The organism is Aeromonas sp. R3-1 (assembly GCF_040908345.1).
GTDB lineage: Bacteria > Pseudomonadota > Gammaproteobacteria > Enterobacterales > Aeromonadaceae > Aeromonas > Aeromonas veronii.
Map to the genome: position 1 here is coordinate 43806 of NZ_JBFODN010000074.1, position 13207 is coordinate 57012.

15 protein-coding genes are annotated in these 13207 nt (G+C 55.5%); 8 read left to right on the forward strand and 7 right to left on the reverse strand.

The window, feature by feature from the left end:
* Positions 1 to 136: 136 nt before the first annotated feature.
* The gene (dapD, locus tag AB5Y85_RS04565) at positions 137 to 964 is read left to right on the forward strand and encodes a 2,3,4,5-tetrahydropyridine-2,6-dicarboxylate N-succinyltransferase (RefSeq protein ID WP_005338581.1); all 828 of its coding nucleotides are present in this window, start codon (positions 137 to 139) and stop codon (positions 962 to 964) included.
* A 128-nt stretch (positions 965 to 1092) separates the two neighbouring features.
* Positions 1093 to 1476, forward strand: a complete 384-nt coding sequence (locus AB5Y85_RS04570) for a DUF3461 family protein (protein WP_005338583.1) — start codon at positions 1093 to 1095, stop codon at positions 1474 to 1476.
* A gap of 277 nt (positions 1477 to 1753) precedes the next feature.
* Here AB5Y85_RS04570 and ptsG read toward each other — a convergent pair whose 3' ends face one another.
* The 6 genes from ptsG to AB5Y85_RS04600 form a co-directional block, all read right to left on the reverse strand.
* Entirely contained in the window at positions 1754 to 3184 is a 1431-nt protein-coding gene (ptsG, locus tag AB5Y85_RS04575) for a PTS glucose transporter subunit IIBC (protein WP_005338586.1), read from the reverse strand.
* Positions 3185 to 3607: 423 nt separating this feature from the next.
* Positions 3608 to 4540 carry a MalM family protein gene (locus AB5Y85_RS04580; protein WP_257687079.1) on the reverse strand — a complete coding sequence of 311 codons (933 nt, stop codon included), beginning with the start codon at positions 4538 to 4540 and terminating at the stop codon, positions 3608 to 3610.
* Between the two features lie 74 nt (positions 4541 to 4614).
* On the reverse strand, positions 4615 to 5982 hold the full coding sequence (locus AB5Y85_RS04585; RefSeq protein ID WP_257687080.1) for a carbohydrate porin: 1368 nt from the start codon (positions 5980 to 5982) through the stop codon (positions 4615 to 4617).
* 514 nt (positions 5983 to 6496) lie between these two features.
* A complete protein-coding gene (locus tag AB5Y85_RS04590) occupies positions 6497 to 6937 on the reverse strand; it encodes a flavodoxin (protein WP_257687081.1) in 441 nt (146 codons plus the stop codon).
* A gap of 90 nt (positions 6938 to 7027) precedes the next feature.
* Positions 7028 to 7801 carry a tRNA pseudouridine(65) synthase TruC gene (truC, locus tag AB5Y85_RS04595; RefSeq protein WP_257687082.1) on the reverse strand — a complete coding sequence of 258 codons (774 nt, stop codon included), beginning with the start codon at positions 7799 to 7801 and terminating at the stop codon, positions 7028 to 7030.
* Positions 7798 to 8133, reverse strand: coding sequence for a YqcC family protein (locus AB5Y85_RS04600; RefSeq protein ID WP_005338596.1), 336 nt, complete (start codon positions 8131 to 8133; stop codon positions 7798 to 7800). Before AB5Y85_RS04600 ends, truC begins: the two co-directional genes overlap by 4 nt.
* Before the next feature lie 276 nt (positions 8134 to 8409).
* On the opposite strand from AB5Y85_RS04600, the gene AB5Y85_RS04605 reads away from it, so the two are divergent.
* The 5 genes from AB5Y85_RS04605 (at position 8410) to AB5Y85_RS04625 (ending at position 11342) form a co-directional block, all read left to right on the forward strand.
* Complete coding sequence (locus tag AB5Y85_RS04605; RefSeq protein WP_257687083.1) at positions 8410 to 9450, forward strand: DUF3549 family protein; 1041 nt, start codon at positions 8410 to 8412, stop codon at positions 9448 to 9450.
* 111 nt (positions 9451 to 9561) lie between these two features.
* Complete coding sequence (locus AB5Y85_RS04610; RefSeq protein ID WP_005338600.1) at positions 9562 to 9861, forward strand: DUF3301 domain-containing protein; 300 nt, start codon at positions 9562 to 9564, stop codon at positions 9859 to 9861.
* Between the two features lie 74 nt (positions 9862 to 9935).
* Positions 9936 to 10172 carry a DUF2789 family protein gene (locus AB5Y85_RS04615; RefSeq protein WP_005338602.1) on the forward strand — a complete coding sequence of 79 codons (237 nt, stop codon included), beginning with the start codon at positions 9936 to 9938 and terminating at the stop codon, positions 10170 to 10172.
* Positions 10173 to 10256: 84 nt separating this feature from the next.
* Positions 10257 to 10553 carry a hypothetical protein gene (locus tag AB5Y85_RS04620; RefSeq protein WP_021229224.1) on the forward strand — a complete coding sequence of 99 codons (297 nt, stop codon included), beginning with the start codon at positions 10257 to 10259 and terminating at the stop codon, positions 10551 to 10553.
* A 3-nt stretch (positions 10554 to 10556) separates the two neighbouring features.
* A complete protein-coding gene (locus AB5Y85_RS04625) occupies positions 10557 to 11342 on the forward strand; it encodes a Zn-ribbon-containing protein (protein WP_257687084.1) in 786 nt (261 codons plus the stop codon).
* A gap of 92 nt (positions 11343 to 11434) precedes the next feature.
* Here the strand turns inward: AB5Y85_RS04625 and AB5Y85_RS04630 are convergent, their stop codons facing one another.
* Positions 11435 to 11983 carry a SecY-interacting protein Syd gene (locus AB5Y85_RS04630; RefSeq protein ID WP_257687085.1) on the reverse strand — a complete coding sequence of 183 codons (549 nt, stop codon included), beginning with the start codon at positions 11981 to 11983 and terminating at the stop codon, positions 11435 to 11437.
* 204 nt (positions 11984 to 12187) lie between these two features.
* Between AB5Y85_RS04630 and queF the strand changes: the two genes are divergently transcribed.
* Positions 12188 to 13036 (forward strand): NADPH-dependent 7-cyano-7-deazaguanine reductase QueF, encoded by an 849-nt coding sequence (gene queF, locus AB5Y85_RS04635; protein WP_257687086.1) that lies wholly within the window; start codon positions 12188 to 12190, stop codon positions 13034 to 13036.
* The last annotated feature ends 171 nt before the right edge of the window (positions 13037 to 13207 follow it).

Here is a 13207-nt window from a genome sequence, read left to right on the forward strand (position 1 = left end):
TTTTGCCATACCAAACAACTGGTTGGCGCACACCGGATGAAGAAATGGTCGCTGGCCGGAAGAATTCCGGTCAACCCCTTAAAAACAGTCGGAAAAGTGTGATACAACAAACAGAATTTTTTAAAGGAAACCTGTCATGACCGAGTTGCAACAGATCATTGAAGCGGCCTTCGAGCGCCGCGACACCATTACTCCGGGCTCCGTGGATAGCGCCACCAAGTCCGCCATCCTGCAAGCCATCGACCTGCTGGACTCTGGCAAGGCACGGGTTGCCGAGAAGATCGCCGGTGAGTGGGTTGTCCATCAGTGGTTGAAGAAAGCGGTACTGCTCTACTTCCGCATCAACGACAACGGCATCATCAAGGGCGACGATGCCCAGTACTACGACAAGGTTCCCCTCAAATTCTCCAACTACACTGCCGAGCAGTTCAAGGAAGCGGGTGTGCGCGTGGTGCCGCCGGCGACCGCCCGCAAAGGCTCTTTTATCGCCCCCAATACCGTGCTGATGCCCTCCTATGTCAACATCGGCGCCTTCGTTGATGAAGGTACCATGGTCGATACCTGGGCTACTGTCGGCTCTTGCGCCCAGATCGGTAAGAACGTCCACCTCTCCGGCGGCGTCGGCATCGGCGGCGTACTGGAGCCGCTGCAGGCCAACCCGACCATCATCGAAGACAACTGCTTTATCGGTGCCCGCTCCGAAGTGGTTGAAGGGGTGATCGTCGAGGAAGGTTCCGTCATCTCCATGGGCGTCTTTATCGGCCAGTCCACCCGCATCTATGACCGTGAAACCGGCGAAATCCACTACGGCCGCGTACCGGCTGGCTCAGTGGTCGTCTCCGGCTCCCTGCCCTCCAAGTGCGGCAAGTACAGCCTCTACGCGGCGGTGATCGTCAAAAAGGTCGATGCCAAAACCCGTGCCAAAGTCGGCATCAACGCCCTGCTGCGCTCCATCGACGAGTAATCAGCATTGCTGTGACCCAAAAGGGCGCCTGATGGCGCCCTTTTGATTTTGGCGCCCCTGTCACAGGCAAGCCATGAGGCATCGGTTAAGATGGATGGGACAGGAGCGTTTCAAACCGAGGAAGCCTGATGTACGAGAATCTGAAGAGCCTGGGGATCCAGGATCCCGCCTCCGTCGACAGCTATACCCTGCGCCAGGAGGCCAACCACGACATCCTCAAGATCTACTTCAAGAAGCAGAAGGGCGAGTTCTTCGCCAAGAGTGTCAAATTCAAGTATCCCCGCCAGCGCAAGACCATGCTGGTCGATTCCGGTACCCATGAGTACAAGGATGTCACCGAGATCAACGCCAACCTCAAATATGTGGTGGATGAGCTGGACAACCTGACCCAGGGCGTCCATCAGCAAGCCGACCCGGACATCAAGCAAAAGATCCTGCGCGACCTGCGCCATCTGGAAAAAGTGGTACAAAACAAGATCAGCGAAATCGAACGGGATCTGGAGAAACTCTAATCCCCCCGACTCGACAAAAAGAGCGCCATGGTGGCGCTCTTTTTATTGGCTGATTACTGGATGACTTTATCTGGCTATAAGGTTGATTTGGTGATGGTGTGCGATAAGGCGAGCGAGGCACAACGCCGACAGAGGGCATCCCGTTACATATCGCCCCTTGGGCAAAGAGACTCCTGCCGAGCTCGACCTGCTGTGACTCGCACGATCCATAACCACAAATAGCAAGAGGGAGGCTTTCGCCTCCCTCTTCAAACACGCTGATATTCAGGCAACAGAATTAGTTGCTCTTCATCCAGATGTCCATGTCGGTTTTCAGGTTGTCAGACTTGGTACCGAAGATGGCTTGAACGCCGGAACCAGCCACTACCACACCGGCAGCACCCAGTTTCTTCAAACCAGCCTGGTCAACTTTGGCAACATCTTTCACGCCAACACGCAGACGGGTGATGCAGGCATCCAGAGAAGCGATGTTCTCTTTACCACCGAAGGCGGCAACCAGAGCAGCAGACATCTCGTCTTTGCCTTGGCCAACGGCCTCTTCAGCAGTCTCGTCTTCACGACCCGGGGTTTTCAGGTTCATGGCACGGATAACGAAGCTGAATACGACGTAGTAGATGGCCGCGTAAACCAGACCCAGACCTACCAGCAGCAGCATGTTGTCGGCACGCGGTGATTGCACCACGAAGTCGATGAAGCCGTTGGAGAAGGTGTGACCGTGTACGATACCCAGAGAGTTGGTCAGCACATAAGCCAGACCAGCCAGTACAGCGTGGATTGCGTACAGAACCGGAGCGATGAACAGGAAGGAGAATTCAATCGGCTCGGTGATACCGGTCAGGAAAGAGGTCAGGGCTGCAGAGGCCATGATACCAACGATCTTGGCGCGGTTTTCCGGCTTGGCAGCGTGAGCGATGGCGAACGCAGCAGCAGGCAGACCGAACATTTTGAACAGATAGCCACCAGCCAGCTGACCGAAGCCGTTACCGGCAGCGCGGGACGCGTCATCAGCAGTCAGGAAGCAGGTCATGATACCGTGAACAGTTTCACCGGCACCGTTGACGCAGGTACCCGCCTGATAGAAGAACGGTACGTTCCAGATGTGGTGCAGACCGAACGGGATCAGGGAGCGCTCAACCACGCCGTAGATACCGAAGGCCAGTACCGGGTTCTGGTTGGCAGCCCAGTCAGAGAAGGCACCGATGGCACCACCCACTGGCGGCCAAATCACGGACAGGATCACACCCAGACCGATGGAGAGGAAACCGGTGATGATGGGTACGGCACGTTTGCCCGCGAAGAAGCCCAGGTATTCTGGCAGCTGGATCTTGTAGAAACGGTTGAACGCCCAGGCAGCGATACCACCGGCCAGGATACCACCCAGCACGCCGGTTTCGATGGTTTCAACACCCATCACAGGTGCCATGACCTTCAGGGTTGCGACCATGATGCCGTAGCCAACGATGGCTGACAGACCGGATACACCGTCGTTATTGGTAAAGCCCAGAGCAACACCCACTGCGAACAGCAGGGCCATCTGGCCAAATACGGAACCACCGGCTTGCTCCATTAATTGGGAGACAATTTCCGGCATCCAGCTGAAGTGGGCAGCACCCACCCCCAGCAGAATACCTGCGACTGGCAAGACTGATACTGGCAGCATCAGCGCCTTACCAACCTTTTGCAGATTAGAGAAAGCATTTTTGAACATTGTGTGCGCTCCTGAATGGATTGTCGTCCCTGAACGATCTATCTGGATGAAATAAGGACTGATTCATTCAGATATCTTCGAGTCGGGCTTGTTTATTTTGACCATCAGAATATAACCCAGCGGGTCATAAATTGCTGCTTTCGAAGGCGGGGGAATATTGAATTTGGAGGGAAGATCACAACTTGTTTAGCGGCTAAAAAACGCATCTAATATAAGTTAACAATCCGCATTATCACTCTATTACAAAGACATATAAATAGCAGTTTCACTTTGTATTTTAATAATGCCATTTACATCAAATGGCAACCAATTGTAACTCAATGTAACGGCGTGATTTTTATTTATTACAGTCTACCGATTAAAAAGGCCTCCAACAAGGGAGGCCTCAATAAATATATCTGACCAGCAAAGGGGCGTATTATTCTATTTTTGCGACCGCTTGACCGCATCAATAAACACGCTTTTTGCCTTGGTTGAACCGGCCCGCTCGGCCTCGTTCACCAGCTTCATCGCCTTGTCGATATCCCCCGCCTTGACTGCTTTTTCGATCTGGCTCTGATAGAAGGCTTCAGTTTCACTCAGCATGGCAGGTGCTGAAGTTGATGCTGGTAACACGATGGCACTTTTGCTATTGCCTACGGTAGGCTGAGGTGAGGGAGTGATGGACTGGTTTTGCACTGCACCTAATGACATTACCTGCCCTGAACTCAAGAGCTGGCCAGATGAACGCACCGACAGAGCTAAATTACCAGACATGCTGTGTGAGAACACAGGATCAGCTTCTACCGGCTCGGCCAAGCCAGTCTCCTTTGCCCATTTTCTTGCCGCAGACATTACCTTAGTCTCACCCTGACGACTTTTGGGGTCCGCCTTGATAATCATAAACTCAGCCTGCTGGCCAGATGACGCTTGGTCTAAGGTAATATGGCTATCCAGGGAAATGCGACGACCGATGCTGCCATAAACAAGCTGGAATTGCTCAGCATTGACTTCTTTTATAACTCTTAGATTTTTGTCTAAAAAAAGCACACTTGGCAACATAATGCTATCAGTGAAATAAGACTTAAGCGTGATATCTATTTGGCTACGCTGCTTGGGCAGCTGAAAGGCTTTGAAGTAAGACTTGCCATCATTGAAGTCAAATACAGGCGAAGAAGAATCCAAGACTACTTCCAGAGAGCTGTCATCATCTGGCAATGCATCAAGGGGCATCTGAGCAAAATCCGTGCAACATGCGGGAGACGCCATCAAGGTAGCGAATCCAGAATCCGGAATTGACTGTGAGCTATGACTGGCACATCCACCCAACAGCAGAACTCCAGCCACGATCACTGCCACTTTCGTGTTACGTCTCATAATAGCTATTCCTTTAAATCAAGAAGCGACGCATGAACATGCGCCGCTTCTTTTACTGTTAGCTGAGAATCAGCTTAGAACCACACTTCAGCTTCAACACCATAGAACACTTGGCTCTTCTTGTTATTATCAATGCCAATGTTACCAGCAAATTGTTCATCATCTGCGCTCACCCAAGATACGAAAGGCTTGATTTGCGGGCGACCCCAGTAGTCAGCATCAACGGTAAAGGCTACAGCGGCTTCCAGAGCGTAATACTTAGCAGTAGTATCGCTATTGTCTACGTCAGAACCAAACCAATTGGCAGCACCACCGGTGGCCTTCTCATTTTTCTCTACAGAATAAGAGCCGGTAAAGATAGCACGCAAATTATCATTGATTTTATAAGATGGTTGCACTGCCGCAACAAAACGAGATACGTCTAAGTCACCATCCCAACCGACATGTTGCGGTGCCCAGTAAGTGACCTCAGTGCCGATTTGCAGGCGGGGAGTCACGTCAGCCACCCCGTAAGAGGTCAAAAACAGCGCCTTGGAGTCTTTACCAAAGCCACCGTTCCAGGAACCGAAGTTAACCCCACGATTGGAGGCCATACCTTCGCCATAAGCGATAGCCGTTTTGGACCAACCTTTAAAACCATAATAATCACGGTTATAGGCAATAGAGGCACCAACACCGGTATCAGCATTGATGGTGTATTTTCCGGTCACCGGATCTCTGTTTGATGCGGCATCAGCATCGGTATTAGATTGCTTCATCCCCTTCAAATCGAAGTCGAAAGTGCCACCAAGAGCTTGCAGACCATAATAATAAATATTCAGTGACGTAGCGGTGCGATTTTCACCGGTTTTGCCGAAGTCATGGCTATTACGAACTTGGCCTGCATCATCAGCTGATACCACGGCCATACCAAAACCACCATTCTGGAAACCAGCACCGACACCGGAAGATTGTTTCCAGAACTCTTTGGTCAAGATCCCTTGTTCACGGTTCAAATAACGTTGACCTGCCCAAATCTTGGTATCCTTATCAAGGAAATCAAAACCAGCCAGCTCCACATAGGCTTCTTTCATTTCAAATTGGGCATCATCACGCTTTGTCTGCAGTGAGCCTTCTGAGGAAACAAAATAGCCTGTGTCACCTGCATTCTGGTTACCATATTCGGCACGAGTGACAAACTCACCCTTTACACCATTTTTTCCTTCAAATTTCTTTTTTACAGACAACTCGACCTGGTTGGCATTTTCATCCATAGAGGTCACAGTACGGTAGTCCTGTTTCCCCAAGGTGTTCATTTTGCTGGCGCCATCGCCATTCCATTGACCACCCAGACGACCATAACCATGTACTTCCCAACCATTATCTGCGTCAGCAGCAACAACAACACCGGAAGAGAGCGCCATACTTACTGCGGCAGCTATCGGAAGCCATTTTGCATTCATTGTCATTTTCCTTTTCCCGCTGAGGATGAGTGATGTCCTAATAATCAAGGCTTAGCCAGTAGATATATCCAAGTGACAAGCAGATGCGATTATATGGAGCATGCCAGCTGGGTGATATGACAACACTCACAAAATGAACGCCTATTGCCAAACCACAACAAAAAGCACATAAAAACCCCTCAAAAACAACAAACCAGCAGAAATAAAACCCCAAAAGGCAAATTTAAAGCAACAAGAAACCACTTGAAAGCGATACCAACAAAAATATAAGCCATCAAGAAATGTCTCATTAGCTCCACAATTCTTTAAAAACATGATTGAAATCGCTTTCAGCGATTGAACTATTTAGAAAGAACTATGTACATATTTCCACACGAAAGAGGACTCAAAAGAGAAAAAATAAAACAACAACAGAGATAATTTCTGGGAACATATGAGAAATGACTGTTCACAAATAACAATCCCCTGCTGGTTAACGATCAGGGGATTGATATGGCTCTTTTTCAGAGAATATTCAGGGCTGAATATCCCACTTTTTCAGCCAGCTGAGTGCCACCTGTTCGGGTTCATCGTGCACGGTGGCATCGAGCTCCAGCGGGGGCATCACTCGCGTGGCGCCCAGCTCTTGCAGCAACCCGTCCAGCCGACGACCCGCGCCACAAAAATGGTCATAGCTGCTGTCACCCATGGCAATCAGGGCATACCGCAGCCCCTTGAGCCAGGGCGCCTTGTCAGCCAGCTCGCTGGCAAAGGGCTGCAGATTGGGAGGAATATCCCCCTGTCCTGTAGTGGCACTGACCAGCAATAAAAAACGGCCGGGGTCTATGTCCACCAGCCGTGCTTCTTCGTGCAGAGAACAGTGATGCCCCTTGCGTTCCAGCTCATCTGCCAAGGTCTCGGCCACCAGCATGGCTGCGCCATAGACAGTTCCTACCACGATATCGATCTGCGCCATTCTCCTCTCCCTGCTTGAGTCACTCTTTTGAGCAACTCTATCAGCAAGCTGGCGTCAGATGCCACCGGTTCAGGGCTGAGGATCAGGCGCTTAGTAGTCGCTCTCGCTGGCGGGCCAGCCCAGCTCGGCAAACAGGCGCAGCACATCCTGACCGAGTGGCGCCTGGATCCGCATCGGCACCTTGAGCACCGGATGGGTAAAGCTCAGGGTGCGGGCCACCAGCAGCAGCCGTTCGCAGCCAAAGTGCTCGCGAAAGAAACGGTTGTGACGACCATCCCCGTGGGTGGTATCCCCGACAATGGGGTGGAACAGGTGATCCATATGGCGGCGCAGCTGATGCTTGCGGCCGGTCTTCGGGAACAATCTGACCAGACTGTAGCGACTGGTGGGGTGCTTCTTGGAGACCGCGTGGGGCAGCTCGACCTGATGCAGGCGACGGAAGGTGGTGACGGCATCCTGCGCCGGGCGCTCCGGGTTGCTCATGGCATCGGCAATCTTGTCCAGCTGCTCCTTGAGGGGATAGTCGATCACCCCCTGCTCGGGTGCCCAGCCGCGCACCAGTGCCAGATACTCCTTGTGTACCTGACGTTGGGTGAAGGCTTCGGTCAGCGCGCGGGCAATCACCGGATCGAGCGCAAACAGCAGCACGCCGGAGGTGGGACGGTCGAGGCGATGCACCGGATAGACATGGCGACCGCCGATGAGATCCCGGGTCATCTGCATGGCAAAACGGGTCTCGCCCTTGTCGAGCCAACTGCGATGCACCAGCAGACCGGACGGCTTGTTGACCGCCACCAGCCACTCATCCTGATAGAGCAGAGTCAGCTTCAGGTCACTCTCTTCTCGAGTTTGCGCAGGCATCATTGTTCGATCACTTTGCCGGAAAGCAGCAGATCGAAGCGGGCGATCAGGCGCAGCAACGCTTCTGCCTCGGCCAGATCCTCTTTGTAGACTTCGCTGGCCATGGGATAGAGGGAGACGCTGGTCGGCAACGGCGCCTGCAACATCACCAACTGCTCCATGCGCGGGATCAGCACGAACTGCAGCCACTGATCAAAGCTCAGGGTATCGACACAAAAAGGCAGGGTGCTTGCCAGGGCTTCGTCACCGGGATGGTCAGCTTGCCAGCGCTCAAGGCGCTGCAACTCGGCGGTGAGTTCCCCCAACAGGCCAGCTACCAGCAAATATTGATTCATCTCGCTCTCTTCCTCATAACCACAGATTGATCCGCTGACCCGACAGGGTCAGCCAGGATGCAAATAAATTCGGTCGCACAGCACCGGCGGTTCAGCCGGGTCATCGACATACACGGCAGCCAGCGCGGCCTGCCGCCGTTAAAAAAGGGCGATACTATACACCTCCCCCCGCATGGCTGCCATGTTGATATCTGCCGCAACGCGCGTCTGCTGCCACTGGCTATCCTCGGCAAGGGCCTTATAATCGGCCCGCATCACCATTAGCCGGATCTCACCATGTCTGCGACGCCTACTGCCATCAATACCTTGACCGAATTTCTGACTCAGGCTGGCACCCAGTTCCAGCTGTTTGACATGGGCCGCCAGGTGCGGCCACTGGCAAGCGATACTTTTGTGCGCATCGAACAGCAGCAAGAGCCCTATCCCTGGCCGCTGCAACAGCACGCCTGGCTCGGTGTGCACTTCTTCCAGCCGAGCGAGTCTCGCCACTACCTCTGGTTCCTCAAGTTTGCCCTCGATGAGCGCGGCCTGCTGATGTCAAATGGCCCCAAGCTGTTCATGGATCAGGTGGTGGAGACCCTGGGCTACAAGCTCACCGGCGATCTGGATGAAGAGAAAGCCCAGCGCTTGGCCGACAATCCCTACACCTTCCGCCCGGCGGAGGCAAAAATGGCCAGTCTGCACGCCAAGCTGGCGCGCCAGCTGGAGCAGGCCCCTTCCGCCTATTACGATGCCCTCTGCCACTATCTGGCCGCCCCCAACGACACCGGTTGGCAAACGCTGGGGCTGCAGGGCTTTGCCGATCTGGCCGAGCGACTGCATGATGAACGCAATCTGGCGCTGATCTGCAAGGCGCTGCCCAAACTGCCGCAGGAACCGCTCTATGCCCTCTGCCAGAGCCTTGAAAACGCCCCACTGCCGCCTGCAGTACAAGGCGCCCTGCTTGAGCGGATCGGCAAGGAGCAGGAGTGCGCCGCCCCCAACCCTGAGACCCTGGCCTACCTCTGCCGCGCCATGGCCTCCTGCCCCGGCAGCACTTTGCGCACCAACAAGCTGCTGACCCTGCTGCAAACCCAGCCGAGCCCGGCACTGCTGCTCGCCATCGCCGGCCGGCTCTGGCCCGATCTGAAAGATGCCAATCTGCTCAGCCACTATCTGGAACAACTGGCACTACAACCGACCCAGTTCTTCAATCAGGTTTTTGCCGAGTTGGTCACTTTACCGGTCCTGCGCAATGATATGCTGGCCAGACTGCGCGACCCCGAGCGCAGCGATGCGCTGGGCAAGGCCATCGGCCGTCTGTTTGCCTCGGCCTGATCCCTCGCCTCCCCCTCACGCCACGAGGTAACACGGCGGGAAATAGAAAAGGAGATCGGGAGTGCCGAGCAGGACTCCCGGTTATCGACATCACGATAAGGAAGCCCGCCTATGGGAGAGATGCTCGGAATTTTGTTGCTGATTGCCGTAGCCGGCCTGTTCTGGCTGCAACGCCAACAGGCAGAAGTGGCCTGGCAATACATGCGCCGCTACTGCCAGCACCATGATCTGCAACTGCTGTCACTGGCTCGCCATCGGCGGGAGCTGGCGCATAATCCCCTGCGGCTGCTGACCCACTATCAGTTTGAATTCTCCAGCGATGGCGAGAGCCACTATCAAGGCACCCTCAAGATGCAGGGGCTGCACGTCGTGGGCGTTGATCTGCCACCCCATCGCATCCCCTCTGCCTGATCTCCAATCTCGTCTCTGCGCCCGATGGCTGTGCCTGTCTATAATCTCAGGGATTAAACAAAGGGAGAGACGAGATGGAACCCCTTGTCCACGATCTGCCAGCCCTGTTTGCCCAGCTCGGGATGGCCAACGACGAGCTGAGCCTGCACCGCTTTGTGCACGACCATCACCTCGACAATGAAACCCTGTTGCCGGAGGCCGGTTTCTGGAACGCCGCCCAGGCCAGCTTTCTGCGCGATGCCCTGTGGAACGACTCCGACTGGTGCGAGGCGATCGACCAGCTCGATGTGATGCTGCGCCAGCCCCGCTAAGCCGCCCGCCCCTTTCCTCCCCTGCCGGCTTTGGTTAAGATCCCGCCCCGATATCGATCCCCCCTTCTCACCCAGAGCATGCTTATGTCCGCCCACGAGATCATCCGAATTGCCAACGAGCTGGCCGCCAAGGGCCTGACGCCCACCACCGCCATGATCAAGGCCCGCCTCACCCAGCCCGTGCCGATGGCCGAGCTGCTGAAAGTGCTGAGCCAGTGGAAGCAGCAGCCAGTTGCGACAGCCGAGAGCGAGCTCCTGCAAGAGGCAGCCCCCCAGCCTGCACCGGAGCTCACCCTGCAGCAACTCGCCGAACAGCTCGCGCGCATCGAACAGAAGGTGGATCGCCTGACCGACCTGCTCCTCCAGCAGGGGCAAGGCTGAACCATGTATATCGTCGAACTCTGCTTTGAGTGTTACCGCGATACCTCCCTTGGCGACGCCGAGCGGGCCATCGTCAACTACCTCGACATGCTGCGTTATCAGGGCCAGATCCTCGGGCGGGAGTTCCCCACCAGCATGCACGACGGCTATTTCGTCAGTCGGGTAGTCTGCCCAGAGCAGGATAGTTTGCATCCGGACAACCAGAGCGATCAGGTCAAGCTGGCCGAACAGCAGCTCAATCAGGCCGGACTGCTGGCGCCCAAACTCCAGCTGCAGGGGGCGGATCTGCTCTCCGACAGTACAGATCCTTGCGGCACGCAGGGCGAGCGGCCGAGCTGGATGCTGCTCTACACCAGCTTTTTGCATACCTGTTCGCCGCTGCGCTGTGGCGACCACTTCGCCCCCATTCCGCTCTACCAACTGCCCGCAGTCGCCAACGGCGATCAGAAACAGATCATCAAGTGGCAGGAGGATTGGGAGGCGTGCGATCAGCTGCAGATGAACGGCTCCATCGCCGAACATGCGGCGCTGCACGAAATCGGCGAAGTGGGCAGCCGCCTCTACCGGCGCGGCAGCGATCTGGCCAAACGGCTGGAAGTGCTGAGCGGCATCCCCACCTACTACTACCTCTATCGGGTGGGCGGGCTGAGCGCCGCCGAGGAGAAGGCGCGCCCCTGCCCCAGCTGTGGCGGTGAGTGGGCGCTGACAGAGCCGCTGCACGAGATCTTCGACTTCAAGTGCGACAGCTGCCGTCTGGTCTCCAACCTCTCCTGGGATTTCAAGGATTAAGCGCGTTCCCTGTACGCGATGCCATAAAAAAGAGCCTTGCCGCATGGCAAGGCTCTTTTCGTTCCGATGGGTAACCTTGGCTCGAGCAGGTGCTATTGCGGCAACGTCTCAAGCCGTTCCAGAAACGCCGGCAAGGAGGGCGCCAACGTCAGACGGCGGCCGGAATCGAGCCACTCCAGCCACACCTGACCACTCTCGTTATCAAGGGAGATGAGCGTCATCTCGTTGCGGGTGGTGGCAATGAAGATGGAGGGGGTTCGTTTTAGCTTGCGCAGCATCAGCAGGTGGCCGATGAGGTTCTCCTTGAGCAGGTCGAGATCCGCGTCGTTCCACGGCAGGATCAGTTCAAGGCGCAGCCCCTTGAAAAGGCAGGGGATGGGGCGGCTTAACCAGTGCCCGAACAGGGCGATAGCGCTGGGATGAATCGTCAGCTCGAGGGCATCGGCCATTGCTGTAAAGTCGGCGGGCTCGGAGCGATGGTGAGGACGCCAAGCCACCCGACCATCGGCGGGCTCACCAAGCTGGCAGGGGGAACGCCAGTCCGCCTCCCACTCGCACAGGGGCAGGCCTCGTCTGGCCTCGCCATCCCGTTGCCAGCGGGCAAAAAAGTGCTCCAAGGCAGACAAAACTTGATCCGACATCGAAAATCCCCACAATTGCTGGCAAAGTCCGCTATTGCACCACCAAACCCGGTAACAGACAAGGTTGCCAGCCGACCTTGCGACCCGGGAAACAGAACCCGGGATATAGAGAGGCCGACGCCCAAGCCAAACGGCTGCAACCATCCGGCTCTGCAATGGCCTGTTTCATTCCACTCATCATGAGCACATTACGTGAGCAACCCTGTGAGCAAACAAGATAGATACGCCGGGGCCAGCGCCCTGACCGGCCTGAGCCTGGGCCAGCAATCCGATTACATTAGCCAGTACACCCCCTCCCTGCTGCAGCCGGTTCCACGTAGCCTGAACCGGGATGATCTCCAGCTGGGCGATGACCTGCCCTTTAGCGGTTGCGATGTCTGGACCCTCTATGAGCTCTCCTGGCTCAACGGTAAGGGCAAGCCGATGGTGGCGGTGGGTGAAGTGACCATTCCGGCCACCAGTGCGAATCTGATCGAATCCAAATCCTTCAAGCTCTACCTCAACTCCTTCAACCAGACCCGTTGCGACTCTATCGAGGCAGTCGCCGCCATGCTGACCAAGGATCTGAGTGCCTGTGCCGGTGAGACCGTCAAGGTGACCCTGTTCCCCCTCGACAAGGCGCCGCACCAGATTGCCCTGCTGCCCGGCGAGTGCATCGACGAGCAGGATATCGAGGTAGACAATTACGAGTTTGATGCGTCCCTGCTGCAAGGGGCGGCCGGTAGCGAACAGGTAGAAGAGACCCTGCACAGCCACCTGCTCAAATCCAACTGTCTGGTCACCAGCCAGCCGGACTGGGGCTCCGTGGTGATCCGCTACAAGGGGCCGAAACTCGATCGGGAGAAGCTGCTGCGCTATCTCATCTCGTTTCGCCAGCACAACGAGTTCCACGAGCAGTGCATCGAGCGGATCTTTATCGACCTCAAACACTATTGCCAGCCTGAGCAGTTGACCGTCTATGCCCGCTATACCCGCCGTGGCGGCCTCGACATCAACCCGTTCCGCTCCGATTTCGAAGCGGTGCCCGCCAACCTGCGTCTGATCCGCCAATAAAGTCGAGTTGCGACAGAGAGGGCAGTCGCACTGCCCTCCATGACTGGCAAAAAGGTTTCAATCGATGCTTTACGCAGCTGGGATAAGGGTGCTGGATAATAAAATCCAGACGAAACCCACTTGCTGGCCACCAGCAAACCACAGTAAACGCTGGACTCGCAGGGGGGGGCT